The 26,042-nt window shown below is 68.2% G+C and carries 32 protein-coding genes; 7 read left to right on the forward strand and 25 right to left on the reverse strand.

What is annotated here, in order from left to right:
• Positions 1 to 7: 7 nt before the first annotated feature.
• The 22 genes from rpsQ to IPJ78_01535 form a co-directional block, all read right to left on the reverse strand.
• Positions 8 to 289: a 30S ribosomal protein S17 gene (gene rpsQ / locus IPJ78_01430; protein MBK7905206.1), complete on the reverse strand. Its 282-nt coding sequence runs from the start codon at positions 287 to 289 to the stop codon at positions 8 to 10.
• Between the two features lie 18 nt (positions 290 to 307).
• Positions 308 to 514 (reverse strand): 50S ribosomal protein L29, encoded by a 207-nt coding sequence (gene rpmC, locus IPJ78_01435; protein MBK7905207.1) that lies wholly within the window; start codon positions 512 to 514, stop codon positions 308 to 310.
• Positions 504 to 932, reverse strand: a complete 429-nt coding sequence (rplP, locus tag IPJ78_01440) for a 50S ribosomal protein L16 (GenBank protein MBK7905208.1) — start codon at positions 930 to 932, stop codon at positions 504 to 506. The genes rpmC and rplP overlap by 11 nt, the downstream gene beginning before the upstream one ends.
• Positions 933 to 945: 13 nt before the next feature.
• Positions 946 to 1,614 carry a 30S ribosomal protein S3 gene (rpsC, locus tag IPJ78_01445; GenBank protein ID MBK7905209.1) on the reverse strand — a complete coding sequence of 223 codons (669 nt, stop codon included), beginning with the start codon at positions 1,612 to 1,614 and terminating at the stop codon, positions 946 to 948.
• Positions 1,614 to 2,024: a 50S ribosomal protein L22 gene (gene rplV / locus IPJ78_01450; protein ID MBK7905210.1), complete on the reverse strand. Its 411-nt coding sequence runs from the start codon at positions 2,022 to 2,024 to the stop codon at positions 1,614 to 1,616. Before rplV ends, rpsC begins: the two co-directional genes overlap by 1 nt.
• Before the next feature lie 3 nt (positions 2,025 to 2,027).
• The gene (gene rpsS, locus IPJ78_01455) at positions 2,028 to 2,348 is read right to left on the reverse strand and encodes a 30S ribosomal protein S19 (GenBank protein ID MBK7905211.1); all 321 of its coding nucleotides are present in this window, start codon (positions 2,346 to 2,348) and stop codon (positions 2,028 to 2,030) included.
• Between the two features lie 16 nt (positions 2,349 to 2,364).
• The gene (rplB, locus tag IPJ78_01460; protein ID MBK7905212.1) at positions 2,365 to 3,198 is read right to left on the reverse strand and encodes a 50S ribosomal protein L2; all 834 of its coding nucleotides are present in this window, start codon (positions 3,196 to 3,198) and stop codon (positions 2,365 to 2,367) included.
• Between the two features lie 5 nt (positions 3,199 to 3,203).
• On the reverse strand, positions 3,204 to 3,491 hold the full coding sequence (locus IPJ78_01465) for a 50S ribosomal protein L23 (GenBank protein MBK7905213.1): 288 nt from the start codon (positions 3,489 to 3,491) through the stop codon (positions 3,204 to 3,206).
• A 3-nt stretch (positions 3,492 to 3,494) separates the two neighbouring features.
• Positions 3,495 to 4,346 (reverse strand): 50S ribosomal protein L4, encoded by an 852-nt coding sequence (gene rplD, locus IPJ78_01470; GenBank protein ID MBK7905214.1) that lies wholly within the window; start codon positions 4,344 to 4,346, stop codon positions 3,495 to 3,497.
• A 5-nt stretch (positions 4,347 to 4,351) separates the two neighbouring features.
• Entirely contained in the window at positions 4,352 to 5,035 is a 684-nt protein-coding gene (gene rplC / locus IPJ78_01475) for a 50S ribosomal protein L3 (GenBank protein ID MBK7905215.1), read from the reverse strand.
• Between the two features lie 177 nt (positions 5,036 to 5,212).
• Positions 5,213 to 5,521, reverse strand: coding sequence for a 30S ribosomal protein S10 (gene rpsJ / locus IPJ78_01480; GenBank protein ID MBK7905216.1), 309 nt, complete (start codon positions 5,519 to 5,521; stop codon positions 5,213 to 5,215).
• Positions 5,522 to 5,574: 53 nt separating this feature from the next.
• Entirely contained in the window at positions 5,575 to 6,777 is a 1,203-nt protein-coding gene (tuf, locus tag IPJ78_01485) for an elongation factor Tu (protein ID MBK7905217.1), read from the reverse strand.
• Between the two features lie 81 nt (positions 6,778 to 6,858).
• Entirely contained in the window at positions 6,859 to 8,976 is a 2,118-nt protein-coding gene (gene fusA, locus IPJ78_01490; GenBank protein ID MBK7905218.1) for an elongation factor G, read from the reverse strand.
• Positions 8,977 to 9,431: 455 nt separating this feature from the next.
• Positions 9,432 to 9,869, reverse strand: a complete 438-nt coding sequence (locus IPJ78_01495; protein MBK7905219.1) for an SRPBCC domain-containing protein — start codon at positions 9,867 to 9,869, stop codon at positions 9,432 to 9,434.
• An 89-nt stretch (positions 9,870 to 9,958) separates the two neighbouring features.
• A complete protein-coding gene (locus tag IPJ78_01500) occupies positions 9,959 to 10,681 on the reverse strand; it encodes a hypothetical protein (GenBank protein MBK7905220.1) in 723 nt (240 codons plus the stop codon).
• Positions 10,678 to 11,373: an ABC transporter ATP-binding protein gene (locus IPJ78_01505; GenBank protein MBK7905221.1), complete on the reverse strand. Its 696-nt coding sequence runs from the start codon at positions 11,371 to 11,373 to the stop codon at positions 10,678 to 10,680. The genes IPJ78_01500 and IPJ78_01505 overlap by 4 nt, the downstream gene beginning before the upstream one ends.
• Positions 11,370 to 12,488, reverse strand: a complete 1,119-nt coding sequence (locus tag IPJ78_01510) for a hypothetical protein (GenBank protein MBK7905222.1) — start codon at positions 12,486 to 12,488, stop codon at positions 11,370 to 11,372. The genes IPJ78_01505 and IPJ78_01510 overlap by 4 nt, the downstream gene beginning before the upstream one ends.
• Before the next feature lie 10 nt (positions 12,489 to 12,498).
• Positions 12,499 to 12,747 carry a hypothetical protein gene (locus IPJ78_01515; GenBank protein MBK7905223.1) on the reverse strand — a complete coding sequence of 83 codons (249 nt, stop codon included), beginning with the start codon at positions 12,745 to 12,747 and terminating at the stop codon, positions 12,499 to 12,501.
• 223 nt (positions 12,748 to 12,970) lie between these two features.
• Positions 12,971 to 13,441 (reverse strand): 30S ribosomal protein S7, encoded by a 471-nt coding sequence (gene rpsG / locus IPJ78_01520; protein MBK7905224.1) that lies wholly within the window; start codon positions 13,439 to 13,441, stop codon positions 12,971 to 12,973.
• Complete coding sequence (locus IPJ78_01525) at positions 13,438 to 13,839, reverse strand: 30S ribosomal protein S12 (GenBank protein MBK7905225.1); 402 nt, start codon at positions 13,837 to 13,839, stop codon at positions 13,438 to 13,440. Before IPJ78_01525 ends, rpsG begins: the two co-directional genes overlap by 4 nt.
• A gap of 133 nt (positions 13,840 to 13,972) precedes the next feature.
• On the reverse strand, positions 13,973 to 14,425 hold the full coding sequence (locus IPJ78_01530) for a nucleotidyltransferase (protein ID MBK7905226.1): 453 nt from the start codon (positions 14,423 to 14,425) through the stop codon (positions 13,973 to 13,975).
• Positions 14,415 to 14,636, reverse strand: coding sequence for a hypothetical protein (locus tag IPJ78_01535; protein ID MBK7905227.1), 222 nt, complete (start codon positions 14,634 to 14,636; stop codon positions 14,415 to 14,417). The genes IPJ78_01530 and IPJ78_01535 overlap by 11 nt, the downstream gene beginning before the upstream one ends.
• 1,093 nt (positions 14,637 to 15,729) lie before the next feature.
• On the opposite strand from IPJ78_01535, the gene IPJ78_01540 reads away from it, so the two are divergent.
• Both IPJ78_01540 and IPJ78_01545 read left to right on the forward strand, forming a co-directional pair.
• Positions 15,730 to 18,312 carry a S8 family serine peptidase gene (locus IPJ78_01540; GenBank protein MBK7905228.1) on the forward strand — a complete coding sequence of 861 codons (2,583 nt, stop codon included), beginning with the start codon at positions 15,730 to 15,732 and terminating at the stop codon, positions 18,310 to 18,312.
• A 177-nt stretch (positions 18,313 to 18,489) separates the two neighbouring features.
• Positions 18,490 to 19,215 (forward strand): hypothetical protein, encoded by a 726-nt coding sequence (locus tag IPJ78_01545; GenBank protein ID MBK7905229.1) that lies wholly within the window; start codon positions 18,490 to 18,492, stop codon positions 19,213 to 19,215.
• A gap of 16 nt (positions 19,216 to 19,231) precedes the next feature.
• On the opposite strand, the gene IPJ78_01550 is transcribed toward IPJ78_01545, so the two are convergent.
• Positions 19,232 to 20,686, reverse strand: a complete 1,455-nt coding sequence (locus IPJ78_01550) for a 1-acyl-sn-glycerol-3-phosphate acyltransferase (GenBank protein ID MBK7905230.1) — start codon at positions 20,684 to 20,686, stop codon at positions 19,232 to 19,234.
• 81 nt (positions 20,687 to 20,767) lie between these two features.
• On the opposite strand from IPJ78_01550, the gene IPJ78_01555 reads away from it, so the two are divergent.
• From IPJ78_01555 to IPJ78_01565, 3 genes are read left to right on the forward strand one after another with little or no spacing between them, the layout of a single operon-like run.
• Positions 20,768 to 21,469, forward strand: coding sequence for an energy transducer TonB (locus tag IPJ78_01555; protein MBK7905231.1), 702 nt, complete (start codon positions 20,768 to 20,770; stop codon positions 21,467 to 21,469).
• Positions 21,470 to 21,515: 46 nt separating this feature from the next.
• On the forward strand, positions 21,516 to 22,217 hold the full coding sequence (locus IPJ78_01560; protein MBK7905232.1) for a response regulator transcription factor: 702 nt from the start codon (positions 21,516 to 21,518) through the stop codon (positions 22,215 to 22,217).
• Positions 22,214 to 23,563, forward strand: coding sequence for a HAMP domain-containing protein (locus IPJ78_01565; GenBank protein MBK7905233.1), 1,350 nt, complete (start codon positions 22,214 to 22,216; stop codon positions 23,561 to 23,563). The genes IPJ78_01560 and IPJ78_01565 overlap by 4 nt, the downstream gene beginning before the upstream one ends.
• Here the strand turns inward: IPJ78_01565 and IPJ78_01570 are convergent.
• Positions 23,501 to 24,037 carry a hypothetical protein gene (locus IPJ78_01570; protein MBK7905234.1) on the reverse strand — a complete coding sequence of 179 codons (537 nt, stop codon included), beginning with the start codon at positions 24,035 to 24,037 and terminating at the stop codon, positions 23,501 to 23,503. The genes IPJ78_01565 and IPJ78_01570 overlap by 63 nt on opposite strands.
• Positions 24,038 to 24,447: 410 nt before the next feature.
• On the opposite strand from IPJ78_01570, the gene IPJ78_01575 reads away from it, so the two are divergent.
• Entirely contained in the window at positions 24,448 to 24,732 is a 285-nt protein-coding gene (locus tag IPJ78_01575; GenBank protein ID MBK7905235.1) for a helix-turn-helix transcriptional regulator, read from the forward strand.
• 7 nt (positions 24,733 to 24,739) lie between these two features.
• Here IPJ78_01575 and IPJ78_01580 read toward each other — a convergent pair whose 3' ends face one another.
• On the reverse strand, positions 24,740 to 25,213 hold the full coding sequence (locus IPJ78_01580; protein MBK7905236.1) for a hypothetical protein: 474 nt from the start codon (positions 25,211 to 25,213) through the stop codon (positions 24,740 to 24,742).
• A gap of 64 nt (positions 25,214 to 25,277) precedes the next feature.
• On the opposite strand from IPJ78_01580, the gene IPJ78_01585 reads away from it, so the two are divergent.
• On the forward strand, positions 25,278 to 25,967 hold the full coding sequence (locus IPJ78_01585; GenBank protein ID MBK7905237.1) for a VIT family protein: 690 nt from the start codon (positions 25,278 to 25,280) through the stop codon (positions 25,965 to 25,967).
• Positions 25,968 to 26,042 lie beyond the last annotated feature (75 nt).

Below are 26,042 nucleotides of genomic sequence, written 5' to 3' on the forward strand. Positions count from 1 at the left end.
GACTCCCTTAGCGCGCGCGTTCGACGATCTCGAGCAACCGCCACCGCTTGTCCTTCGACAGCGGGCGGGTCTCGACGATCCGGACGGTGTCCCCGACCTTCGCGCTGTTGGCCTCGTCGTGCGCCTTCAGCCGCTTGGTCTTCGTCACCATCTTGCCATACACCGGGTGCGGCACGCGACGCTCGATCGCGACCACGACGGTCTTGTCCATCTTGTCGCTCACCACCAACCCCTGGCGCACCTTGCGCTGGGGCCGGCTGGCGGCGGCGTTGCTCACGGTCTCAGCCATTCATTCTCCCTGCGCGCCTTAGCGCGCGGCCTCCGTCGCGCTCGCCTTCTGGGCGAGCACCGTCTGGAGCCGCGCGATGTCGCGGCGGATGGAACGGAGCCGGAGCGGATTGCTCAGCGGCTCGGTGGCGCCACGGAACCGGAGGTTGAAGCGCTCGCGCTCCAGCTCCGCGATGCGGGCCGTGATCTCGGCCGCACCCAGTTCCCGGATATCCTTAGCCTTCATTGGTGTGCGCCTCCTCGCGCGCCACGAACTTCGTCTTCACGCCGAGCTTGGCCGAGGCCAGCCCGAGCGCCTTCTGGGCGATCTCCTTCGTGACGCCCTCGATCTCGAACAGCACACGGCCCGGCTTCACCACGGCGACCCAGAGCTCCGGCGATCCCTTGCCCTTGCCCATGCGGGTCTCGGCCGGCTTCTTCGTCACCGGCTTGTCGGGGAAGATGCGGATCCAGACCTTGCCGCCGCGCTTGATGTGGCGCGTCAGCGCCACGCGCGAGGCCTCGATCTGGCGCGAGGTGACCCACCCCGGCTCCAGCGCCTGCAGGCCGTACGTGCCGAACGCCACGGTCGCGCCACGGTGGGCGAGACCCGTCGTGCGGCCCTTGAACATCTTGCGGAACTTGACGCGCTTCGGTGCGAGCATTGGTCAGTCCCCCTTATGCGTCGGAGGAGTACGTGGAGTTGCCGCCACGACGCCCCTCGACGATCTCGCCCTTGAAGATCCAGACCTTCACGCCGATGGTGCCGAACGTGGTCTTGGCCGTCGAGGTCGCATAGTTGATGTCGGCGCGCAGCGTATGAAGGGGCACACGACCCTCGTGATAGCCTTCGACGCGCGCGATCTCGGCCCCGCCCAGGCGACCCGAGCACTTCACCTTGATGCCTTCCGCGCCCATGCGCATCGCGCTCTGCACCGCCCGCTTCATCGCGCGGCGGAACGAGATGCGCTGCGCCAGCTGCGCGGCGATGTTGTCGGCGACGAGCTGCGCCTCGATCTCCGGGCGCTTGATCTCCTCGACGTTCACGCCGACGTCCTTGCCCGTCAGCTGCTGGAGCTCGTTCTTGAGCTCCTCGACGGCCTGGCCCTTCTTGCCGATCACGACGCCCGGACGGCCGGTGTGGATGGTCACGACGACCTTCCCCGGCTTCCGCTCGATGGTGATCTCGGCGATCGCGGCGCCGCCCAAGCGGGCCTTGAGGTACTTCCGGAGGAGCGCGTCCTCCTTCAGGAGGCCCGGGAAGTCCTTCGCGCTCGCGAACCACTTCGAGCTCCAGTCCTTGGAGACGCCGAGGCGGAAGCCGATCGGATGAGTCTTCTGTCCCATTATCGCCCTTCCTTCGAATCCACGACGATCTCGACGTGGCTGGTTCGCTTGATCATCGGCGTCGCCCGACCCATGGCCGCCGGCGTCCACCGCTTGAGCTTCGGCCCTTCGTTCACGATCGCGTGCGTGATGTAGAGGTCGTCGACGTCGAGCGACTCGCCCGCGGCGCGGGCCTTCGCCTCGGCGTTCGCCACCGCCGACTTCACGACCTTGATGATCTGCACCGCCGCGTGCTTCTTGCTGAACTGCAGCATCGCGAGGGCCTCGTTCACCTGCATGCCGCGGATCTGGTCGATCACGAGGCGCATCTTGTACGGCGACTGGCGCGTGGTGCGCTGCGTCGCCGACGGCGGCGCGGCGAGGCGCTCGGCCTCGTACCGCTCCTTCCGCTCACGGCTCTTCCGGCTCATGAGTTACTTGCCTCCCTTGGCCGGGGCCGCCGCCGGGGCGGGCGCCGCCTTCTTGTCGGTCTTGTTGTTGCCGCTGTGCCCGCGGAAGAGGCGCGTCGGCGCGAACTCGCCGAGCCGGTGCCCCACCATGTTCTCCGTCACGTAGACCGGGATGAACTTGTTCCCGTTGTGCACCGCGAACGTGTGCCCCACGAACTCGGGGATCACCGTGCTCGCGCGCGACCAGGTCTTGACGACCTTCTTCTCGCTCTTCGCGTTCATCGTCTGCACCCGCTTGAGCAGGGCTTCCTGGATGAACGGACCCTTCTTTACGCTGCGTGCCATTGGTCGTGTTCTCCGGTCAGCTCTGGGTGGCCTTGCCGCGCTTCCGGCCACGGACGATCAGGCGCTGCGACGGCTTCTTCTTGTTGCGCGTCTTCACGCCCTCCTTCTTGCCCCAGGGGCTCACCACGTTGCGGCCGCCGCGCGTGCGGCCACCGTGCGGGTGGTCCACCGGGTTCATCACTTCACCGCGGACCTTCGGACGGCGACCCATCCAGCGGGTCTTGCCGGCCTTGCCCCACGAGATGAGCTCGTGCTCGGCGTTGCCGACCTCGCCGATCGTGCCGAGGCAGTCGCCGTGGATCATGCGCATCTCGGTCGAGGCCATGCGGACCGTGACGTAGTCGCCTTCCTTCGCCACCACCTGGAGGCTCGTGCCGGCCGAGCGGGCCATCTGGCCGCCCTTGCCCGGCTTGAGCTCCACGTTGTGGACCGAGGTGCCGAGCGGCACTTCCCGGAGCGGCAGGGCGTTGCCCGTGCGCACGTCCGAGCCCTTGCCGCTCACGATCGTGTCACCGACCGCGAGCCCCTTCGGGTGGAGGATGTAGCGCTTCTCGCCGTCGGCGTACTGGACCAGCGCGATGCGAGCCGACCGGTTCGGGTCGTACTCGATGTGCTGGACGGTCGCCACCTGCCCGTGCTTGTTGCGCTTGAAGTCGATGATGCGGTACTTCTGCTTGTGGCCGCCGCCGAGGCGCCGCATCGAGATATGGCCGTGGTTGTCGCGCCCGCCGCTCTTCTTGATCGGCTCGGTGAGCGACTTCTCGGGGGTCGAACGCGTGATGACGTCGTTGTCCGAGACCGAACGGAAACGCGTCGCCGCGGTGACCGGCTTGAACTGTCGGATACCCATTTTTATCAGCCCTCGAAGATCTCGATCGTGTCGCCCGCCTTGAGCGTCACGATGGCCTTCTTCCAGCGGGGACGCAGGCCCATGGCACCGCCCACACGACGGGGCTTGCCACGCTGCTGCGACGTCCAGACCCCCGTGACCTTCACCCCGAACAGCGTTTCGATCGCTGCCTTGATGGTGGTCTTCGTGGCATCCGGGTGGACTTCGAACGTGTACTCACCGCGCGCCTGATAGGCGGCCGAGGTCTTCTCGGTCACGATCGGGCGGACGATGGTGCGGATCATGGTCGGCATGCGTTACTTCCCCTTCTTCTTGGGGGCGGCCGCCTTCTTGGCCGGCGCCTTCTTGGCTGCGGCCTTCGGAGCGGCCTTCTCGGCCGGCGCCTTCTTGGCGGCGACCTTCGGGGCCGCCTTCTTTGCCGCCGGCTTCTTCGCCGGGGCCTTCTCGGCCTTCGCCGCCTTCGGCGCCTTCGCCGGCGCGGCCTTCTTCACCTTGTCCATCGCCTTCTCGGCCACCGGCGCGAGCTCATGCCCGAGCGCGGTCGCCTCGACGAGCACCACGTCCGACCAGACCACGTCGTACGCGGTCACGTCGGCGTAGGGCCGCACCTCGACGCCGGGGATGTTGCGGGCGGAGAGGTAGACCGACGGCTTGGCGCCATCGGTGAGGATGAGGACCTTCTTGCCCTCGGCCTCGACGCGCGAGACGAGGTTGACGATCTGCGCCGTCTTCGGCTTGTCGTAGGCGAAGCGGTCGATGATCACGAGCGCGCCCTCGCGGGCCCGGGCGTTCAGCGCGCTCTTGCGGGCGAGCTGGCGGACCTGCTTCGGCATGTTCTCGCGGTAGCCGTGCGGCTGGGGGCCGAACACGGTGCCGCCGCCGACGAAGTGCGGGGCGCGGGTCGAGCCCTGACGGGCGCGGCCGGTGCCCTTCTGCTTCCACGGCTTCTGGTTGCCGCCGACGACCCAGCGGCGGGTCTTCGTGGCGTGGGTGCCCTGGCGCTGGTTGGCGAGGAACGCCTTCACCGCCTGGTGCATCACCGGGACGTTCACGGTGCCGTCGAACGTGCTGCCCGGGAGCGCCACGCGATCGCGCGGGGTGCCGAGCGCCGTGTACGCGGCCGCGTCGAGGTTCATGGGTTCAGTCATCTGGGTCAGCCCTGCTTGCGGACGAGCACGATGCCGTTGGTCGGACCGGCGACGCTGCCGCGGATGTAGATCAGGTTGCGCTCGGCGTCGATCTTCTCGACGCGGAGGTTCCCCTGCGTGTGACGCTCGGCGCCGTAGTGGCCGGGCATCTTCTTGCCCTTGATCACGCGCGACGGGTCGGTGCCGGGTCCGATGGAGCCGGGGCGACGGTGCTTCGTGTTGCCGTGCGTGTTGGGACCACCACCGAAGCCCCAACGCTTCACCACGCCCTGGAAGCCGCGGCCCTTCGTCGTCCCGGTGACCTTCACCATCTCGCCGACGGTGAAGATGTCGACCTTGATGACGTCCCCGATGTTGTACGTCGGGATCTCCGCGCCCTTCCCCGGCGCATCATCGAGGCGGAAGGAGCGCAGCACGGCAGGGGCGGCCTCGAGGCCGGCCTTCTTCGCGTGTCCGAGCTCCGCCTTGTTCGCGCGGCTGCCCTTGGGCGTCCGCTCCCCCTTCTTGTTCTCGCGGGCCGTGCGCTGCGCGCCGTAGCCCAGCTCCACCGCGGCGAAGCCCTCCTTCTCCGCGGCGACGACCTTCGTCACGGGATTGGGGGTGGCCTCCACCACGGTGCAGGGGATCTGCATCCCTGCCTCGTCGAAGATCTGGGTCATCCCCAGCTTCTTGCCAATGATTCCGATCATGACTCTCTCAGTGCTTCAGTTAGTCGCGGCCCGGGCGCACCGTTGTGTGCGCTCCGCTGCGGCCGGAGGACTGTGGGGAACTCGATGAAGGCTCAAGGCTGAAAGATGAAAGTGACTGCGGTCCCGCATCGCCGTGCGACTTTCATCATTCATCCTTCCCCCTTCATCCAGGCTCCCCTATTCGACCTTGATCTCGACATCGACCCCGGCCGGCAGGTCGAGCTTCGTGAGGGCGTCCACCGTGACCGCCTTCGAGTCGAGGATGTCGATCACCCGCTTGTGCGTCTTCAGCTCGAACTGCTCACGCGACTTCTTGTCGACGTGCGGCGAGCGGAGGACGGTCCAGCGCTGCGTCTTCGTGGGGAGCGGGATGGGCCCGGAGACCTGGGCCCCCGTCTTCTCCGCGGTCCGCACGATGTCCGCCGAGGCCTGGTCGATCACCGCGTGATCGAATGCCTTGAGACGGATGCGAATACGTCCAGCCATTGAATCTCCACTGGTCGCGGGGCGCCGCGTGGGCGCCCCGCTCCCGGTTGTTGTTAGGCGAGGATCTTGGTCACGACGCCCGCACCGACGGTGCGGCCACCCTCACGGATGGCGAAGCGGAGCTGCGCTTCCATCGCGATCGGGATGATGAGCTCGATGACCATCTGGATGTTGTCGCCCGGCATCACCATCTCGGTGCCGGCCGGGAGCTCGATCGCGCCCGTCACGTCGGTGGTGCGGAAGTAGAACTGCGGGCGGTAGCCCTTGAAGAACGGCGTGTGGCGGCCGCCCTCTTCCTTCGTGAGGACGTAGACCTCGGCCTCGAACTTCGTGTGCGGCTTGATCGAGCCGGGCTTGGCGAGCACCATGCCGCGCTCGATGTCCTTCTTGTCGATGCCGCGGAGGAGGAGACCGACGTTGTCGCCGGCGAAGCCCTCATCGAGGAGCTTGCGGAACATCTCGACGCCCGTGACGATGGTCTTCTTGTCGGAGTTGTAGCCGACGAACTCGAGTTCCTCGCCGACCTTGCACTTGCCGCGCTCGATACGGCCGGTCGCGACGGTGCCGCGGCCGGTGATCGAGAAGACGTCCTCGACCGGGAGGAGGAAGGGCTTGTCGACTTCGCGGACCGGCTCGGGGATGAAGGTGTCGAGGGCGTTGTAGAGCTCCTCGATCTTCGCGACCCACTCGGCCTTGCCGGCGATGGCGTTGGACGCCGAGCCGCGGATGACCGGGGCGTTGTCGCCGTCGTAGCCGTACTTGGAGAGGAGCTCGCGGACCTCGAGCTCGACGAGGTCGAGGAGCTCGGCGTCCTCGACGAGGTCGCACTTGTTCAGGAAGACGACGATCTTCGGCACGTTCACCTGGCGGGCCAGGAGGATGTGCTCGCGGGTCTGCGGCATCGGGCCGTCGACGGCCGACACCACGAGGATCGCGCCGTCCATCTGCGCGGCGCCCGTGATCATGTTCTTCACGTAGTCGGCGTGCCCGGGGCAGTCGACGTGCGCGTAGTGGCGGTTGGTGGTCTCGTACTCGACGTGCGAGGTCGCGATCGTGAGGATCTTCGTGGCGTCACGACGACCCTGCGACTCGGACGCCTTCGCGACCTCGTCGTACGCGATGTACTTGGTGTTGCCGAACTTGTCCGCCGAGATCTTGGTCAGGGCGGCCGTGGTGGTGGTCTTGCCGTGGTCGACGTGACCGATCGTGCCCACGTTCACGTGCGGCTTGTTCCGCTCGAACTTTGCCTTGGCCATTGGAAAGCGTCCTGAGAAAGTTGGAAAGTTGTCCTGCGATCGGATCTGCGCTGTTTCGTCCTTCAGCCTTCAGCCTTCAGCCTACTTCTGCTTGGCGATGATCTCTTCGGCCTTCGCCTTCGGCACTTCTTCGTAGTGCGAGAACTCCATCGAGTACACCGCGCGGCCCTGCGTCATGGAGCGGAGCTTGGTGGAGTACCCGAACATCTCGCTGAGCGGCACGGTGGCGCCGATGACCTGGGCCTCCCCGCGCTGCGTCATGCCGCCGATCTTGCCGCGGCGCGACGAGAGGTCGCCGAGCACGTCGCCGAAGAACTGGTCGGGGCTGACGACCTCGACCTTCATCATCGGCTCGAGGATGATCGGGGTGGCGCCGCGGGCGGCTTCCTTGATCGCCATGGAGCCGGCGATCTTGAACGCCATCTCGGACGAGTCGACGTCGTGGTACGAGCCGTAGACCAGCTCGACCTTCACGTCGACCATCGGGTAGCCGGCGAGCACGCCGTTCTCGAGCGCCTCGCGGATCCCTTCCTCGACGGGCTTGATGTACTCACGCGGGATGACGCCGCCGACGATCTTGTCCTCGAAGACGTAGCCCTGGCCCGGCTCGGCCGGCATCGCGTTGATGACGACGTGGCCGTACTGGCCCTTGCCGCCCGACTGCCGGATGAACTTCCCCTCGACCTTGTCGACGCGCTTCTTGATCGTCTCGCGGTAGGCCACCTGCGGACGGCCGACGTTCGCCTCGACCTTGAACTCGCGCATCATGCGATCGACGATGATCTCGAGGTGCAGCTCGCCCATGCCGGAGATGATCGTCTGACCGGTCTCGGCGTCGGTGTGCACGCGGAAGGTCGGATCCTCTTCGGCGAGCTTGTTGAGCGCGATGCCCATCTTGTCCTGGTCGGCCTTGGTCTTCGGCTCGACCGCGACGTCGATGACGGGCGTCGGGAACTTCATCGCCTCGAGGATGATCGGCTTGTCCTCATCGGAGAGCGTGTCCCCGGTGCGGGTGTCCTTGAGGCCGATCGCGGCGGCGATGTCGCCGGCGCGCACTTCCTCGATCTCCTCGCGCTTGTTCGCGTGCATCTGCAGCAGGCGGCCGATGCGCTCGCGCTTGTCCTTCGTCGAGTTGTAGACGTGCGACCCGGCCTTCAGGACGCCCGAGTAGACGCGGAAGAAGGTGAGGCGGCCGACGAACGGGTCGGTCGCGACCTTGAACGCGAGGGCGGCGAACGGCGCGTCGTCGGAGACGGCGCGGGTGTCGGGCGTCGCGTCATGGAGCGGGGCATGCCCCTCGATCGCCGGCACGTCGTGCGGCGACGGGAGGAAGTCGATGACCGCATCGAGGAGCGCCTGGACGCCCTTGTTCTTGAACGAGGCGCCGCAGAGGATCGGCACGAACTTCATGGCGATCGTCGCCGAGCGGATGCACTGGCGGATCTCGTCGTTCGAGAGCTCCTCGCCGGCGAGGTACTTCTCGATGAGGATCTCGTCGTGCTCGACGACCATGTCGATCAGGGCGCGGCGCGCCTCCTCGACCTGCTCGTGGAACTCGGCCGGGACGTCGGTGACCGTGAAGGTCTTGCCGAGGGTCTCGTTGTCGAAGATGTACTGCTTGCGCTCGATGATGTCGATGTGGCCCGTGAAGAGCTCGCCCGAGCCGACGGGGAGCTGGATCGGGAGGGCCTGCTTGCTGAGGCGGTCGCGGATCATCTCGACGCAGCGCGTGAAGTTCGCGCCGACGCGGTCCATCTTGTTCGAGAAGATCATGCGCGGGACCTTGTAGCGGTCGGCCTGGCGCCAGACGGTCTCGGTCTGCGGCTCGACGCCGGCGACCGAGTCGAGCAGGGTCACCGCGCCGTCGAGCACGCGGAGCGAGCGCTCCACTTCGACGGTGAAGTCGACGTGCCCGGGGGTGTCGATGATGTTGATGCGGTATTCCGGCCCTTCGCCCTTCTTGTCCGACTGGCCGTGGCGCATCCAGAAGCACGTCGTCGCGGCGGACGTGATGGTGATGCCGCGCTCCTGCTCCTGCTCCATCCAGTCCATCGTGGCCGCACCATCGTGGACCTCGCCGATCTTGTGCGACTTCCCCGTATAGTAGAGGACGCGCTCGGTCGTCGTGGTCTTGCCGGCATCGATGTGGGCCATGATGCCGATGTTGCGATAGTACTTCAGGTCGGTCGTACGGGCCATTGTCTCTATTCGCTCAGTTGAACGTCTGGGTCAGGCTCAAGCCAACAAAAACGCGGCTGGACCGGGCGTCCCCCCCAAACCAGCATCCGGGGGACCGGTATCCATCCGCACTCGCCGGGTACAGTCGCCACTGGAGCGCGACTGGGGACCCTCGGCGCATCGGGTGTCAGCTGGAAGCCGACTCCACCACCCGACGTCGAATTGTCCTGCGAACTTTTCGGGAACCTTGGCGCCGGGAGCGTGCGAGCACGTCACGGCGGGATCGGTCGGGCTGTCCACTCCCCCCGCGCGTCACTGGAACCGACGTTGGCGGGCCCATCTGTCCGGGTCGCAGTGCCCCGGGGAGGCCGACGAATCGGACTCCTTGCCGCGCCGAGTGCCTTTTCAGGCGCTTCGACGTAGCCCGAGAAAAGTAGTGTGCTGAGGGGCTATGTCAATGGGGGACAATGCGCTCGCTAGATCTCCAGCCGGCGGTCGTACGGCACCGTCTCCCCGCGCTGCACCCAGTGCTTGAGGAGCCGGAGGTACATCGCCCAGCAATAGGCCGAGATCCGGTAGTGTTCGCCCGCGTCGGCCCACCCCTCGTGGGCGAAGCGGACCCACGTGAGGCCGCCTGGCTGCGCCTCGAGCTCGACCCGGACACGGGTCCCCCGCCAGTCGGGGTCTGCCTTGGTGAGCTCCCATTCGACCACCTGCCCCGGCTCGAAGCGGCGGACGACCCCCTGCCACTGGAACTTGGGACCGAAGTCGAACCCCCAGACCGCCCCGACCGCCGGGTCGCCGTCGGCGGGGGTGCGGGTCCACCAGCGGGGGAGGCCGTCCGGGGTCGCGACGGCCTCGAAGACCTTGTCCGGGGTGGCGGCGACGGGGAAGTCGAAGAGGATGTCGGGCATGACAGGCTCCAGTGGGGGCGGTCCCGAAAGATACGAGCCGGCGGGCGCGGGCGGCCCCCGACCCAACCTCGCCGGCCGCGGCACCGCGACTAGTCGATGCGGACCTGGTCCGGTCGCCCGACTACTCGCAGACGCCAGCGGAGCAGGAGGAAGCAAAGGAAGGGGAACGAGACGAGCTGCGCGCTTCGAAGCGCCGCCTCTTCCGGGAGCTCCCCGCGCAACACCGCCGGGAAGAGCAGCACGGCATCGAATGGCGGGGCGAGGAACTGCAGCGCGTTCTCCATCTGGTCGGAGAACCCGAACGCGGACTTGAGGAACGCGACGAGGAGCGGCGCGATCAGCCACCCGATGGCGAACCCGGCCGTTCCGGAGCGGGCGGCGGTACTCGTCACCGCCACGGCGCACACGACGACGAGGGACCAGAGGGGCATCGAGATGAGGTGCGACCGGAACGCGGTCGGCGGGAGGTCCGGACTACGCAGGATGCCGACCATGGCGCCGACCAGGAGGATCGCACTCAGAGCCAGCGAGACTGCCGCCCCGACTCCGAGGATCGACCAGGCGCGGCGCACGTCCGACCCCGGCCGCTGCGCGAGCATCACCCACACCGAGGATCGCTGCGAGTACTCGAACGTACGACCCATCACCGAGATCGCAACCATGGGCGGGCCGTAGTATCCGACGAACCCGATGAGGCTCTCGCCGCCACTGGAAAGGACGACGGCGGCGAGCGCGGCGAGCACCACCGTCGCGCCGAGCACGCGCCAGTCGCGAGCGGCGCGGAAGACGAGGAGCACCTCCTTGGCGGTCATTCGGCCTCCACGAGTCGACGGTAGTCGGCCCTGAGCTCAGTGGCCGCCTTTCCGCGCGGATCCACCGACCCCCGCACCTTGCCGCGCGCCATGAACAGCACCGTGTCGGCGGTGAGCGCCATCTCATCGAGGTGATGGCTGAGCATCAGCACCGCGGCCCCGCCGTCCGCGGCCGCTCGCACGACGAGGCGCAGGCGGTCGAGGGCCGCGGGATCGAGCCCTGCCTCCGGCTCGTCGAGCACGAGAAACCGCGGCGCGGACGCCAAGGCGAACCAGAGCTGACAGCTGCGCCACTGCCCCTTGGAGAGCACGGCGATGGGGCGATCCATCAGTGGCGCGAGCTTGAGGATCTCGCCGACCTGCCGGACGGTCGCGGCGTCGGGATCGCCCCGGAGCGAGAGCAACTGTCGCGGCGTCAGGCGGTCCCATCCGCGCGCACCATCCTCGCGGACGAAGCCGACGCCGTGCGCCTCGCGATACGCCGCGGGCGCGAGACCGTCGATCGTCGCGCGGCCGCCATCGAGCGAGGAGAATCCCAGGAGCATCCGCGCCATGGTGGACTTCCCTGAACCATTGGGCCCGGCGACCCCGACGACGCGACCGCGCTCGAGCGTGAGGTCCACCCCGTCGACGGCCCGGACGGCGCCGTACGATCTCACGAGACCACGCGCGACGACGAACGCCTCGTTCACTCGGCACACTCGGCGTGGAAGTCCTGGCTCCGGTAGAACGACAGCACCAGCGGACGATCCGGCGCATCACGCGGCGGCTCGTCGACGGCGACGATCCCGCCGTCCACGACGAACAGATCGTTCAGGCCGGCGCGCGAGAGCAGCGTCCGACGGAAGGTGCGGCCACAGTAGAGGTCGAGGAATCGCGCCTCTTCCCCGCCCTGGGCGACGACGAGATAGCCGAACGCGAATGGCAACGCCGCAAGCGCCGCCGGTCGCTGGCGGGGCGGTCGCGACGCACGGATCGCGTCCGGCGTGCGCGGGTCGGTGCGCATCCGCTCGATCCCGGAGCGCTCCGCCGGGCCGAGTTCGCGTCGCGGTGGGTCGAGCAGCGTGTCGACCGTCGATCCCGTGGGCGAGAGGGAGAGCACGCGCGCCGGGTCGGCCCCGACCAGCACCAGGCGGCCACGCAGTGCGCGCGCACTGATGGGATCGACGACGAACGCGTCGGGGCGCGAGGGACCGGTGCGCTCGAGCCCGAAGACCCGCGCCACGCGCCCGGCGGAGTCGACCGCCGTCACGAGGACGCTATCGACCGGCGCGCCCTGCAGCACCACCACCGCGTGCACGGCGACCCAGCGTCCGTCGGTCCATTCGCCGAGGGCCAAGGGCCGATGGATCGGACGGAAGGCGCGGATGATGTAGGCGAGTCGGTCGGCATCCGCGCGCTCCATCACGCGCAGGGCGCCATCGATACCGATCACCGACAGCCCAGCGGGGTGCGCGGCCATCGCGAACACGTCACCCTGGGCGAACTGCCGTGGGCGGGAGATGCGGTGGAGGGCGGGCGGGCTCGCGGGCGTGGTCGAGCCCGGGAGCTCCAATTGCCAGATCTCGCCCGACGACCCATCGAGGATCAACAGCGCGCGGTCGGTGGCGATGACGTCCCGCACCGAGAGCAGGGTGCCGTCGTCGGCGCGCAGCGGGAGCGTGAAGCGAGGGGGTACGGCCTCGACGACCGCGACCGTCTCGCCCGTGAGTTCGGCGCGTCCGGCGCCGGCGCGCGGCCCCTGCTGGTCCCCGCCGCACGCGGCGAGGACCAGCAGGGTGAGCGCGAATGCGTGACTCGCGATCATGCGCATCGGCTCAGATCGCGTTGAACATGACCGAGGGCGCGCAGAGGATGCCGTCGGCGGCGTAGCGGGCGTAGCACGCCGCCTCCTGGTACCACGGCAGGTCATCCACGCACCGCTTGAGCTCGTCCGCCGCGCCGTCGATGCACGCGATCACGTCGTTCGACCGGCTCTGCGCCTTCGCCTCGGTCACCGCGCTCAGCCCGAGCCCGATGACGAGCGCGAGGATGTACGGCGACCGCACCCACTTCCGTCCGTTCATGTCTACCTCCGTTGTGGTTGGTGAGCACCCTCGAGGAGTCGGCAGGATAGGGCGGGAAGGCCGAGCGAGCCCCACGAGATCATTGCCACCGGGTGCGCCGTATTGCGGCGCGCGCCCCATGCTGTGGCGGCACCGTCATCGGCGCGTCACCGGGCGGGGGGGGAAAGCAAAGCGGGGGGCGACCTGTCGGTCGCCCCCCGCTCCTTCGTCCTTCAGCCGTGCGCTACCAGCGATAGTGCGCGAACGCCTTGTTGGCCTCGGCCATCTTGTGCGTGTCCTCGCGCTTCTTGATCGCGTTGCCCTCGCCCTTGGCCGCGGCGAGCGTCTCGGCGGCGAGCTTCTCCGCCATCGACTTCTCGTTGCGGTCGCGCGAGTAGCTGATCAGCCAGCGCATGGCGAGCGCGGTGCGGCGCTCGGGACGGACCTCGACGGGGACCTGGTAGGTCGCGCCGCCGACGCGGCGGGACTTCACCTCGACGACCGGCTTGAGGTTGGTGAGCGCCTGCTTGAAGACGTTCACGCCCGGCTGGGCGGCCTTGGCCTCGACGATGTCCATCGCGCCGTAGAAGATGCGCTCGGCGGTGGACTTCTTGCCCTGGTACATCAGGACGTTGATGAACTTGCTGACAGTCTGGCTGTCATAGCGCGCATCCGGGAGGATGGTGCGCTTCACGGCACTCTTGCGGCGGCTCACTTCTTCTTACCTCCAGCCGGGGCACCCGCCTTCGGCTTCTTGGTCCCGTACTTGGAGCGGCTGCGATTGCGCCCGGCCACGCCAGAGGCGTCGAGCTTGCCGCGTACGATATGGTAACGAACGCCCGGGAGGTCCTTCACGCGGCCGCCGCGGATGAGCACGATCGAGTGCTCCTGCAGGTTGTGGCCTTCGCCCGGGATGTAGGCGGTGACTTCGAAGCCGTTGACGAGACGGATACGCGCGACCTTGCGGAGCGCGGAGTTCGGCTTCTTGGGGGTGGTGGTGTACACGCGGGTGCACACGCCACGCTTGAACGGATTCTGCTTCAGAGCCGGCGCCTTGTCCTTCTTGAGGACCTCGCGGCGGCTCTGCCTGACGAGCTGATTGATCGTCGGCACGGTAACCTATGGTTGTTCGACCATCTGCCACTACGTGGATCGCCCGGACGGGCGGCACGGAACAGAGCCACTCAAGATACCCGGGCTGGGGGCGCGGGTCAACGGGCGGTGGAGCGCTTCGCGTGTCCCCGGCTCAGCCGAGGCTCCCCAGTTCCCGGAGATCCACCCGATCCTTGTCCCGGCCGGAGGCGCGCTTGTTCACGAGCAGGTCCTCCAGGCCGAGTACCTCCACGGCCACGCCCCCGATCGTCGCGCTCTTGCGACGATCCCACGCGGAGGAGAACTCCGGAAGTCCGCTCAAGCTCGTCATCAGGTCGATCCGATTGGGTGGGACGCCGATCTGCACAACGCGGTCTGGAGTCTCGAAATCGGACCTTTGGACTCCGATCGATGCCAAGGGAGCGCCGAATCGAGCGAGTGCGTCGATCACCCGCGCTGAATTCTCTCGAGTCGGGTCTACCCACACGTCGAGATCGCGCGTCGCTCGAGGAACTCCGTGAACTCCGACAGCGTGCGCTCCCACGAGGAGGAACCGCACTTCAGAGGCTCGAAGCTCTCGCAGCAGGTCCAGCCAGTCAGCGTTCATCGCGCCGAAGCACCCGGATCGGGATGGTGTCGCGTGTGTAAGGGCACGGCAGCGAACCTTGGAGCTCCCAGATCCGGCGCGTCAGTTCCCAAACCATGGCGAGGCGCTCGTCCGCCGTGGTGGTCGACAGGATGTCATCCGGCGGCTCCTCGCCGAGGCGGAACTTCCGGACGACCAACCCCTCGCGGGCTCGCTTTGGCGCGTCGCTCATCTGAGGAATTTACACCCAGCGCTCCAGTCCTGCTCGCATCCTTGGCATAGAATGACATGCAGGACCGCATCACCGCCCGATGAGCGTGTCCGACGGCAGCGCATCGCGCTCCCGCACCTCGTCCTCCCACTGCCCGCACAGGTGCGAGATCCCGTTGGCGTAGTAGCTGATCAGCTCGCGTCGAGGCAAGGAGATCACGAGGCGCCGCGTTCCTAGCTGAGTTCGCCCCGCATCTGCTACTCCGTCGCGCGCGGTGCAGCGAGGCATGCGTGAGACTCGCCGATCGCGGCGAGGTCCGACGCGGCCAGGACGGTGGCGCACGTGCGCGCAACGCTTCGCGTATTGCAGCACCCAGTCCTCTACTTCAGCGCCCGCCCGAGCCGTCATTTGCGGACGGCCATTCGCTCTCAAGCGCGCTTCGGCGCGTCGCTCATCGCAAGAAGTTGCGCTCCGAAGCCCCGTTTCCGCGAACGTCGGTGCTACCGAGCCAACACGCGGCAGGGGACCGCAGGTTTCTTGCGGAGTGCCCACCGGTTTCACAGCGAGCACAGCGAGCACAGCTGCACAGCGAGCCCGCGAGAGCTTGCAAGATCCGAGCGACGGATCTGACTTGCACTGCCGATGACGATGCTGCGACCGAGGTCCCGATCGGGACCCTGAGTGCCGGCCCTCGTCGGCATCGGTGTCACAATCGCTCACATGGCGCTTGCATCGTGTTGTACTCGGAACAAGGCTTGATTCCTACACCCAAGGAGCTGAGTGCATGTCAGGGCCGAGTCGAGCGTCGTTCATCAAGAGGGCACTGCTGTCAGTCGGTGCCGTGGCATTCCTAGCGTGCTCGGATTCGCCCACCGGCCTGCAGCGCAGAGACCCTTCAGGGAATCTTCTCGAATACGGCTACAGCTCCGGTGGCCTTTTCGCGGACTCGACCGCCTGGTACCGCCGCGCGTGGGTGTGCTCGGTCGGCTCAAACGGAGTCTTTTCGGTCAGCGTGGATAGTGGTCCACCGACCCTCCACAACGTCACCGATGACCTCTGTGTACAGCTGCACTACAACTCGGCGGGCGCGTCTCAGCTGATTACGATCACATGGGTGGACTCGCTCGGCGCGACGCTCGACTCGATCGTGACTGATTCGACCCACGGCGGTACGAAGCTTCGGCTTGCGACAATGACAACCGAGACCGAACGAACGATCACAACCACCACGAGCAAGGGTGGAATACTGGCGTTCCATTTCACGGCGGCGGCCTTCTCGATGCTACCGCCAGATGGCGTTCCGGACAGCCTCTTTGACGACAGTCGCATCCTGGAATCCGCGGACTCCGTGGGCGTACCGATCTATGCGGGCTTGGTCACGGTGATGTTCGATCCCAATGCGGCTTCGACCGCACGCGGACTCGCGGTCGCAGCCGTGGGTGGCACGATCGTTGGAGGCCGGAGAACTCCTGGCTACGAGGGATACGACTCCTACCTTCTCCGAGTCTCCGATGACAGCGCGGGAGCGGGTGTGGCGGTCGCAGTCGCGCTCCTGAATGAAGATTCAGCGGTCCTATCTGCAAGTCATGTGCCCGCTAGACCGGCGACGGTCACCTACGCGCGACCGACCGACGGTGCGGGCATGTCCGCAGCTGACTACAAGTTCGAACCCGATTCATCCTACACTGGATCGACCACGTGGGGACTGAATACCATTGGCGCGCCGCTGGCGTGGGGGTGTGCAACGGGGAACGGGGTGAAGGTCGCGGTAGTAGACATGGGCCTGGCCTCGAACGCAGAGCTCGCCGGAAGGAACACGATGAGTCCGAACGTCCGCGGGCCACTCTCCGGTCCGAGGAACGCGCATGGTCAGCGAGTGGCGAGCACTCTCGCCGCGACCGCAGACAACGACACCGGTACCGCAGGGATCGCGTACGAAGCCGAGTTGCAGCTGATCGACGTCGCCAAGTACCACGCGAACGGCAGCCCGGACTACGATGCGAATGGCGAACTGCAATCGTCTCCTTACGATCAGAAATTTGCCATTTGGGAGGCGATGGTCGCCGGGGCCCGAGTGGTGAACATCTCACTCGGAAAGGATGTCAATACGACTCCGACGGCTAACACACTCAATGCATGGGCGGTTGAGAGCAATGACATAGCGATGACGCTCGAGCCGCTGAAGACGAACCCGCAGCTGAAGCTACCGTTGCTCGTGATCTCTGCCGGCAACAACGGGCTCACTGCCCACGGTCAGTGGGGTGCCTACGCAGGGCTTCGGCACGATACGCTCACGCAATCCATCACCCTGCTCGTTTCTGCAGCCGGAAAGACCAAAGGCACCCGCTGGATCGGCTCTCCTCAGAGCGCTACGGGTTCAGGAACCATCGACCTGTTCGCTCCCGGCCAGGAGCTGCCGGTCTACGATTCGCTCGGCGGATACATGCCGGATTCCGGAACTGGCTCGTCGTACGCGACGCCGTTGGTGGCCGGAACCGCAGCACTCGCCCTTGAAGTCGACCCTACACTGACCGCAGCCGAGTTGCGGGATCTGCTGATCGCTTCCGGCTCCTCGAGCCGGGGCGTTGGCGGCGTGCCCCTCCTTGACGCGTACGAGACCGTGAGGCGAGCGGCGCAGCGCCACGGCGCTTCTCTGTGCGGCAATCGCGTCTGGTCCGACACCAGCAACCGCGTCTTTGCGCAACGCACGAGTGGACCTGAGGTCCTCTTCACCGCCGGCGCCACGCTCGGGGACGCGAACGGGATCAACGTGCTTCGCGGTGGGCGGCGGATCAACCTGCATCAGATCGAGAGCACTTACGAACTCCAAAGCGGCGGGTCCTGGACCCAGGCTGGTTCCTTCTCTGGAGCCGATACCGGCAACTGGTCAGCCGGATACAAGGGAGCCGCTCTCTCGCAGGATATGGACGACCGGTTTGCCTCTTGGGCCGCTACGTTCTTCGACGACTCGGAAGTCTGGTTCAGGATCTGGCGCGTCGGCCTCGGCACAGGATTCATCGATGACTCGATGGTGACGCCGACGTTGTCACTGCCATTGAGCAGCAGCCAGTCGTTCAGCTGCACACGAGATGTGCTGAGTGACACAGTCCGCATCTGCCAGGGTGGCATCATCGAAGGCACCAGGGAGTTCGTCGGCGTGACCGCGGACCCCGGCTTTCCGACCACAGAACCGGGACAGGGAAGCGCGCCGTACGCGGTTGATGGACAGGGTCGGTTCGCCATCAGCGCCGTGAATGTCGGCAGGCTCGAGGTCGAGGTCGACACCACGTGGATCCCGTGCATTGGAGGTGACGGCGCCTCGTTCCCTGTCATCCGGTGCCGCGAGGTGACGAAGAATCAGACCAGTAGCGTCCGCAGCAAATTGGTGCGCATCAACTTTTCGACGCATGCGATAGACACGCTCACGGTGTCGAACCTCTCGGCCGGTGACGTGATCATGTCGGTCTCGCTGAGCACTGATGGCAAGGAGTTGGCCATGCAGGTCGGGCGCGTGACATTCGAGCGCGGGACGTTCGTTGTCACCGCATGCTCGAACGAGCGATACCTCTGGGTAGCCCTGCCCACTGGGAGTGCGACCAGCACGACGCAGGTCTACAACCAGGCGGCGCCCGGCGGAGCGATATGCAGCGGAATGCTCTGGAATTCTGCCGGCACCATGGACCGATACATCCCATAGCAGGATATCGACGCTACCAGAGCCGGCTCCGAGGCAGGCCGGGCGATAGGAGGTCTGTCGCTCGTAGTCGGGGATCGTGGAGCGCCCGCCGCGGGGTATTGCCTGGTGTGACTACGCCTCACTCACCAAGACATTGACCGCTGAGCTTCATCGTAACGAATCACGTGGAGATACCTGATGCCCATGAACGTAGAACGACCTCACTCGCTGTCACTCGCGTTGGCACTGCCGGTCGCGCTCGTCGCGCTCGGGTGCGGTCGATTTTCGAATCCAGCGAACCCGGTGAATGCGATTCCGGTCACGACCCACTCCATCGAAGTACTGATTCCTTGCGCCGAGCGCGTGATCGTGCGCAATCGCGACAACGCCGCTCGACGCCTCCAGTTTATCGTCGGAAGGACCCGTGCAGACGGAGAGATCCGAGGACGCGAATCGAATCCGCGACTGCCGTTCTTCTCGCTGATCCGCGCGCTTCCCGACGGCGGAGCGGCTGGGCGTGTCGTCTACGCCAATGGAGAGTCGCGCTTTGATTCGCGCGGCGTGCCGTCCTGCTTCGCGGCGATCCCCGATTCGGCCCCGCCGATGCCTCCAGACGACTACTGGTTCTCCAACAGCCAGCGAGAACAGACAGGGGTCGGGTTTTTCCCGGGGCTCGTCGTGATGAGCTTCAAGGATTCGATCACAACGGCCGCGCACGAATCGCTGCTGCGAGAACTGCGAGGCTCCGTCGTCGCGATGGCACCCGCGAGGTTCCCCGGACAGGACTACATCGTCTGGTTCGACGGCGACGACGAGACGGCGGCGATCGCAAAGGCACGCGCTGCGGAACTCTCACGATCAAGCCTCGTGCGCACTGCGAGTCCGATGACCTTCGGCGGGATCTGGGGATCGCCGCCGGACTGATTCGAGAAGTTGACAGTCACCGCCCGACCAGCGTGTCCGCCGGCAACGCATCCCGCTCCCGCACCTCGTCCTCCCACTGCCCGCATAGATGCGCGATGCCATTCGCGTAGTAGCTGATCAACTCGCGCCCGCGCGGGAGGATCACATACGCATCGCCCTCCTTGGTGAGCACGCGCCGCATCCGCAGCATCCGAAAGGCGCGCTCGAACGTCTCTGACGCTTCGCGCGCCGGCTCCACCACCTCGGCGCCCCGCGCGACGAGCGTGTCGCGCAGCTCCTCGATCCGCGCGAGCAGCCGCGCCTCGGGGATGTACTCGGCGTCGAACGTCTGCAGCGCGGCGCAGGTGAGTGGCACCGCGGTCACGGGGATGATCGCGCCGATGCGTGCCATCATCCCGTCGGTGAAGCGCTGCACCGCCTCGAGTCGCTCGGGCCGCGGGCGCTCGAAGAGCGGCACGCCCTCGTTCGCGACGCTCGCGAGCCAGGGCGCGACCGGCACGGGATCGCCGACCACGACGGCCGCGCGGCCGTACCGCCGCCAACGGCGCGTGGAGAGTCGGCCGAAGTTCGACACGGTGTAGTTGAGCACTTCGCGGAGCTGCGCCAGCCGTCCGGTGGTCGTGCCGCCGCTCGTCGCGCGCAACTCGCGCAGCAACGTGCGATCCTCAAGCACGCGGTCGTAGTTGATCGCGACCGGCACGACATACATGCGTTCGGCGAACCCCGGTTCAGCGGCGGTGCCGAGCATGTAGTCGAGCAGGCCGATCTTCGCCGGACGCAGATGCCCGTCGCGCGAGAGTCCGCCCTCGGGGAAGAGTCCCTGCGTGACGCCGTTGCGCGTGATGAGCTGCACGTAGCGCTCAAGCACGGTGTGGTACAGCGGCTCGCGATAGCGGCGTCTGATGAAGTACGACCCGAACGACTTGAACAGGTACTCGAGCGGGAACACGCGCGCCCACTCGCCCACCGCGTACGAGATGGCGACCTGCCCGGCGAGCGCGTAGCTCGCGAGCACGTAGTCGGCGTTGGAGCGGTGGTTCATGAGATAGATCACGATGCTCTCGCGGGGGAGCCGCTCGAACGCCGCGGGATCGCGCACCTTCACGGTGGTCTTGTAGAAGAGCTCGAGCGACGCCTTGGACGCGGCGTAGCCGAACTGGTAGTACATGAGGAGGTTGAAGGCGGGGACGATCTCGTCGATGTACTCGCGCACGCGGGCCCAGGCGCGCGCATCGGAGATGCGGTGCTCGAGCGCGTGGGCGCGCGCGGCGACGGCGACGGCGGGGTCGGCGAGCAGCGAATCGCGGATGTAGCGCTTGCCGGTGAGCTTGAAGCGGTCGACGCGGGCGCGGAAGCGGAGCATCGCGCGCAGGGCGGTCTTCCGGGTCCATCGCGACCAGATGCCGAGGGCGATGGGGACGACGGCGGCGAGCGCCGCGACGACGAGGATCCAGGTGGGGGGGCGATTCACCGCGGGAAACGTCCCGGCGCCCGGGGGCGGCGTCAAGGCGCGCGGGGGTGACCGCGCGCGCGCCTCTCCTTAGAATCCGGGATGTCTCGCGCCCTGCTGCTCTCCCTGCTCTGCCTCGCATCGAGCGCGGTGGCTCCCACCCTCGCGGCGCAGGCGGCGCGACCGACCTGGTCGGCCCCCGCGCCGCCGCTCGACGCGATCCTCGACACGGCCGCACTTCGCGCAGCGCTCGCCGCGCTGCCGGCGAACCCCGATGCCCCGCGCGCCATGCGGATGATGACAATCCCGTACGACTCGGCGGGGACTCCCCTGCCCCCGCGGCCGACGGTGCCGACGCAGATGCCGGCCGCGATGCGCGACACGCTCGTCGCGCTGCTCACGGCGCTGGTGCGGCCGACGGCGTCGCGCGGGGCGCCGTGGGACAGCGACATCCTCTTCGAGACCGGCGCCGCGGCGCGGGTGGAGCGTACGACGCGCGTCATCCGGCCGGCGTCGGTGTCGGACGTGCCGCGGCTCACGCGGCGCCTGCAGACGGTGACGGAGCGCCTGATGCAGGAGGATGAGTCCCTCGTCGGCACCGAGCGCGCCATGCGGCTGCGGGTCTCGCTCACCTCCGAGGGACTCGTGAGCGACGTGACGGTGACGGTCTCGTCCGGCCGCAAGGAGATCGACGCCGAAGCGGTGAAGCTGGTGCGGCAGACGCTCTTCGTCCCGCTGCTCGTGGAAGGGGAGCCGACCGCGACCGAGGTGACCCTGCCGCTGCGCTTCATCTTCGGCGAGTGAGGGCGGCGCCGCTCGGCAGGGGCCGCGGCGCGCGGTAGATTCGGGGATGCGCATCGCCTTCGTGGAGGATGACGAGCAGCTGCGGACCTCGGTGGCGCGCGGACTGCGCGAGGCCGGCAGCACGGTCGCGCTCGCGAGCCATGGTGGCGAGGCGCTCGCGCTCATCCGCGAGGGCGGGCATGACGTGGTGGTGCTCGACCTCAAGCTCCCGGTGCTGAGCGGCCTCGAGGTATGCCGCACGGTGCGCGACGAGGGGAATCGCGTGCCGATCCTCATGCTCACCGCGCTCGACGCGGTGGAGGATCGCATCGCCGGGCTCGATGCCGGGGCGGACGACTACCTCACCAAGCCCTTCGACTTCGGCGAACTGCTCGCGCGGCTGCGCGCGCTCACGCGGCGGCATGGCGAGGCGGCGACCCGTCTCGCGGTGGGCTCGCTCGTGATCGACACGGCGCGGCATCGAGCGACGCTGGGCGAGACGGAGCTCACGTTGACGGCTCGCGAGTTCGACTTCCTGTCGCATCTCGCGCGGCATGCGGGGCATGTGGTGAGCCGCGCGGACCTGATGGCGGTGGTGTGGGAGGACGCGCGCGCGCTCTACTCGAACATCATCGACGTCTATGCGGGACGCCTGCGCCGGAAGCTGGAGAGCGTGCCGGGCGGGCCCGTGCTGACGACGGTGCGCGGCGCAGGCTTCATCCTCGAGCCCGCGGACGCGCCCGCCGCCCCCGCGCCTCCCGCCCGATGAGGCGCTGGCCCGTCACGCTGCGCGGGCGGCTGACGCTCTGGTTCACGATCGTCCTCGGCGTCCCCTTCCTCGCGTTCGAGGTCGCGGGGTATCTGCTCTTCGCCGCCGCGCTGGGCGCGGGGACCGAGCGGTTCGTCGATGACGCGCTCGCGGCCTTCAGTCGCGAGTTGCGCGCCGAGCGCTTCGTGCGCGGCGATGCGCTCGAGACGATCCGCTCGACCGTGCGCGAGGTGCGGTTCAAGGACCTGCGGATCGAGGTGCGCGACAGCAGCGGCGCGGTCGTCGCGGCGAGCGAGGATGCGCCGCCCACGCGCGGGGCGCGGGTGCGCGAGCGCGACGAGGTCCTCGAAGGACAGCGGTTCCGCGTGATCGGCGCGTACCCGCGCCGCGAGGAGGAGGCGGTGCTCGGACGCATCCGCACGGGTTTCATCCTCGCGGTGCCGTTCCTGCTCGGCCTCGCCGCGACCGGCGGGTTCCTGCTCGCGAAGCGCGGCCTGCGACCGGTGGCGGAGATGGGCGCGCGCGCGGCGGAGATCAGCGCGAGCACGCTGCACGAGCGGCTGCCGGTGACGGGCGGCGAGGAGCTCGTGGGGCTGGCAACGGTGGTGAACGCGCTGCTCGACCGCCTGCAGGCGGCGTTCGAGCAGCAGCGGCGGTTCATGGCCGACGCGTCGCACGAATTGCGCACGCCGACGGCGATCGTGCGCACCGAAGCGGAGGTCACGCTCGCCCGGCCGCATCGCGAGGAGCCGGAGTACCGCGCGGCGCTCGAGGTGGTGCACGACTCGTCGCGGCGCCTGACGCGCATCGTGGACGACCTCTTCCTCCTCGCGCGCGCGGACGCGGGGCAACTGCAGGTACGGCGCGCGCCGCTCTACCTGGAGGAGCTGGTGCACGAGACCACACGCGCCGTCACGCAGCTCGCTGCCGCGCGTGGCGTGGAGGTCGCGGTGCTCGCGCTCACGCAGGCGCCGCTCGCCGGCGATCCCGACCTGCTGGGACGCGTGCTGCTCAACCTGCTCGACAATGCCATCCGCCACGCGCCCGGCGGGAGCCGGGTGGAGGTGGCGATGGAATCGCAGGCCGGGCGCTGCGTGGTGCGCGTGACGGACCAGGGCGCCGGGGTCCCGGTCGAGATGCAGGAGCGCATCTTCGACCGCTTCGTACGGGCCGGCCCGCCGCAGGACCGAGGGTCCGGCGGAGGGTCGGGCGGCGCGGGGCTGGGGCTCGCCATCGCGCGCCGCATCTCGGAACTGCACGGCGGGACGCTCGTCCTCGAGTCGTCAGTGCCCGGTCGAACGGTCTTCCGGCTCACCCTGCCGGTCGAGGATGGACTCCGCGTCTAGCGCCGACGAGCCGTCCACGTACGCGCTCGCCGCGCCGTAGGTGTAGACGAGCCGCCCGCCCGAGTGCCCCACGTTGTAGCCGGCGACGACGAGCGCGAGCGTTCCGGCGGCGGCGAGGTACCGCGAGGCCGTCCCCACCTTGCCGCCGACGAGCCCGAGCCCGGCCACGCCGAGCACGCCGAGCGAGAGGATGAAGAAGGCCTGCGCCGCCTCCTCGTGCGTCTCGAAGGCCTGCTCCGGCACCACCGCCTCGACCTTCTCCTCCTGGTCCTCGCCGGTCTCGAGCGAGACGAAGGCGCTCAACGAGAGCGCGGCGAGCATCGCAGCGGCGAGGCTCCAGGTCCTGAGGACCTTGGCGCCACGGTGGATCGCGATGAGTGCCCCAATGGCGAAGAGCGGCACAAGCAGCGTCAGCGCGATGGGCAGGTGCACCACCGCCGGATGCAGGGGCGTGGGGAGTAGATTGGAGAGCATGGGATGATCCTCCGGCTGGGATGGCGGCCGCCGGGTCGTCCCGCGGCCTCGAGCGAAGAGTCGGCCCGCCGGAATGGCGGCACCATCCGACATTCGACGCGATCCGGGCCCGATGGACACACGCCGGAGGGCCTCCGGCGGATGACGGATACGGTCAGCGGGGGGAGACGGGCATGGACGAGGGCCACGACGGGCTGGATTCGGCGCAGCTTCGGGTGCTGGTGATGCTCCTGCTCGGGATCGTCGCGATCGCCGGCGCGGTGGACATCTGGCTGGACCGCCCCGCGCATTGGTTCACGCCGCACATCCTCGTCGAACTCGGACTGATGACGGTGAGCGGCGGGACGGCGCTCTTCCTCGCCCGGGGCTGGCGGCGCGCCCAGGTCTCGCTCGCCGGCACGCGCCGGTCGCTGGTCGAGCGCGAGGCGGAGCGCGACGCGTGGCGCGCGCGTGCCGAGGCATCACTCGAAGGGCTGGGTCGCGCGATCGACGAGCAGTGCACCGCCTGGGGGCTGACGCCCACCGAGCGCGAAGTGGCCCTCGCGCTGCTCAAGGGCCAGGGACACAAGCAGATCGCGGCGGCGACGGGGCGGAGCGAGCGCACGGTGCGCCAGCACGCGGTGGCCGTCTATGAGAAGTCCGGGCTGGGGGGGCGCGCGGAGCTGGCGGCCTTCTTCCTCGAGGGGCTGCGCTGAGCGCGCCTCAGCCGAGCCAGAGGCGCACGAGCGCCGGCACGGCGGCGAGCACGCCGAATCGCACCGTGCGGCCCGCGAGACAGATGAGCACGAAGCGCCCGAAGGGGATCGCGACCATGCCCGAGGCGATGGCGGCGAGATGGAAGGGCGGCACGCTGGTGATGGCGCTCACGGCGAGGAGGCCGGTGCCGTAGCGCGGGTACTGCGCGATGAGGGTGCGCGCGCCGTTCACGAAGCGCTGGGCCCTCGGATGACGGGCGCGGTCGGCGACGCGCCCGAGTCCATACCAAGGCATCTTGGCGGCGACGTGCGCGAGCGTGAATGCGGCAAGCATCGCGAGGGCGAGTCCCGGCGGCTGCACCACGCCGATCCCCACCGCCGCGACCTCGGCGAGGCCGACGGGGAGGATGCCGACGGAGAAGCCGGTGGCGGCCGCGACGAGGATCGCGAGCAGGGGTGAGGATGGATCGATCGTCGGCACCGCGGGGAAAGGTCGTCATTCCGGGGCACGCGCCGCTATGCTCCGGAAGGACCGGGAGGCCCACATGCCGCATCTCGAACGTCATCGCGTCGACCGGATCGGTTGGCTCCGCGCCGCGGTACTGGGCGCGAACGACGGGATCGTCTCCACCGCGAGCCTCGTCGTCGGGGTCGCCGCATCGGGCGCGGACCGCGCGGCGATCGGTGTGGCCGGCGTCGCGGGCCTCGTCGCCGGTGCGATGTCGATGGCGGCGGGCGAGTACGTCTCGGTGAGCTCGCAGGCGGACACCGAGCGGGCCGACACGGCGCGCGAGACCCAGGAGCTCGCGACCGACGCGGCGCATGAGCTCGACGAACTCACCGGGATCTACGTCGGGCGCGGCCTCGAGCCCGCGCTCGCGCGACAGGTGGCCGAGCAACTCACGGCGAAGGACGCGCTTGGCGCACATCTGCGGGACGAGCTCGGGATCTCGGGCCACCAGCAGGCGCGGCCGCTGCAGGCATCGCTCGCCTCGGCCGCGACGTTCGCGGTGGGCGCGTTGCTCCCGCTGGTGGTGGCGTGGGTCGCCCCTGCCCCGCTCCTCGCGTGGCTCGTCACGGGCAGCTCGCTGCTCTTCCTGGTCGTGCTCGGCGGGATCGCGGCGCGGGCGGGCGGCGCGCGCGCGATGGTCGGCGCGGTACGCGTCGGGTTCTGGGGGGCGTTCGCGATGGGGCTGACGTATGTGGTCGGGCGGATGTTCGGCGCGACTGTGTAGCGCGCGTCGAGCGCGGCACGGTGCAGGCTTGACCTCGGTGGTCCCGCTGGCCTAACTGCGATGCACGACCGAGCA

It is taken from the genome of Gemmatimonadota bacterium (genome assembly GCA_016714015.1).
GTDB lineage: Bacteria > Gemmatimonadota > Gemmatimonadetes > Gemmatimonadales > Gemmatimonadaceae > Pseudogemmatithrix.

Excerpts from the sequence above, each read along its gene's own strand:
- IPJ78_01465 (MBK7905213.1), bottom strand. The coding sequence starts at position 3,491 with ATGCCGACCATGATCCGCACCATCGTCCGCCCGATCGTGACCGAGAAG.
- rplV (MBK7905210.1), bottom strand. The coding sequence starts at position 2,024 with ATGAGCCGGAAGAGCCGTGAGCGGAAGGAGCGGTACGAGGCCGAGCGC.
- rplB (MBK7905212.1), bottom strand. The coding sequence starts at position 3,198 with ATGGGTATCCGACAGTTCAAGCCGGTCACCGCGGCGACGCGTTTCCGT.
- rpsS (MBK7905211.1), bottom strand. The coding sequence starts at position 2,348 with ATGGCACGCAGCGTAAAGAAGGGTCCGTTCATCCAGGAAGCCCTGCTC.
- fusA (MBK7905218.1), bottom strand. The coding sequence starts at position 8,976 with ATGGCCCGTACGACCGACCTGAAGTACTATCGCAACATCGGCATCATG.
- IPJ78_01570 (MBK7905234.1), bottom strand. The coding sequence starts at position 24,037 with ATGCTCTCCAATCTACTCCCCACGCCCCTGCATCCGGCGGTGGTGCAC.
- tuf (MBK7905217.1), bottom strand. The coding sequence starts at position 6,777 with ATGGCCAAGGCAAAGTTCGAGCGGAACAAGCCGCACGTGAACGTGGGC.
- IPJ78_01500 (MBK7905220.1), bottom strand. The coding sequence starts at position 10,681 with ATGACCGCCAAGGAGGTGCTCCTCGTCTTCCGCGCCGCTCGCGACTGG.
- IPJ78_01515 (MBK7905223.1), bottom strand. The coding sequence starts at position 12,747 with ATGAACGGACGGAAGTGGGTGCGGTCGCCGTACATCCTCGCGCTCGTC.
- rplD (MBK7905214.1), bottom strand. The coding sequence starts at position 4,346 with ATGACTGAACCCATGAACCTCGACGCGGCCGCGTACACGGCGCTCGGC.
- rplP (MBK7905208.1), bottom strand. The coding sequence starts at position 932 with ATGCTCGCACCGAAGCGCGTCAAGTTCCGCAAGATGTTCAAGGGCCGC.
- IPJ78_01585 (MBK7905237.1), top strand. The coding sequence starts at position 25,278 with ATGCCGCATCTCGAACGTCATCGCGTCGACCGGATCGGTTGGCTCCGC.
- rpsC (MBK7905209.1), bottom strand. The coding sequence starts at position 1,614 with ATGGGACAGAAGACTCATCCGATCGGCTTCCGCCTCGGCGTCTCCAAG.
- rpmC (MBK7905207.1), bottom strand. The coding sequence starts at position 514 with ATGAAGGCTAAGGATATCCGGGAACTGGGTGCGGCCGAGATCACGGCC.
- IPJ78_01555 (MBK7905231.1), top strand. The coding sequence starts at position 20,768 with ATGTCTCGCGCCCTGCTGCTCTCCCTGCTCTGCCTCGCATCGAGCGCG.
- IPJ78_01565 (MBK7905233.1), top strand. The coding sequence starts at position 22,214 with ATGAGGCGCTGGCCCGTCACGCTGCGCGGGCGGCTGACGCTCTGGTTC.
- rpsQ (MBK7905206.1), bottom strand. The coding sequence starts at position 289 with ATGGCTGAGACCGTGAGCAACGCCGCCGCCAGCCGGCCCCAGCGCAAG.
- IPJ78_01560 (MBK7905232.1), top strand. The coding sequence starts at position 21,516 with ATGCGCATCGCCTTCGTGGAGGATGACGAGCAGCTGCGGACCTCGGTG.
- rpsJ (MBK7905216.1), bottom strand. The coding sequence starts at position 5,521 with ATGGCTGGACGTATTCGCATCCGTCTCAAGGCATTCGATCACGCGGTG.
- IPJ78_01510 (MBK7905222.1), bottom strand. The coding sequence starts at position 12,488 with ATGATCGCGAGTCACGCATTCGCGCTCACCCTGCTGGTCCTCGCCGCG.
- IPJ78_01495 (MBK7905219.1), bottom strand. The coding sequence starts at position 9,869 with ATGCCCGACATCCTCTTCGACTTCCCCGTCGCCGCCACCCCGGACAAG.
- IPJ78_01545 (MBK7905229.1), top strand. The coding sequence starts at position 18,490 with ATGCCCATGAACGTAGAACGACCTCACTCGCTGTCACTCGCGTTGGCA.
- rplC (MBK7905215.1), bottom strand. The coding sequence starts at position 5,035 with ATGATCGGAATCATTGGCAAGAAGCTGGGGATGACCCAGATCTTCGAC.
- IPJ78_01535 (MBK7905227.1), bottom strand. The coding sequence starts at position 14,636 with ATGAGCGACGCGCCAAAGCGAGCCCGCGAGGGGTTGGTCGTCCGGAAG.
- IPJ78_01530 (MBK7905226.1), bottom strand. The coding sequence starts at position 14,425 with ATGAACGCTGACTGGCTGGACCTGCTGCGAGAGCTTCGAGCCTCTGAA.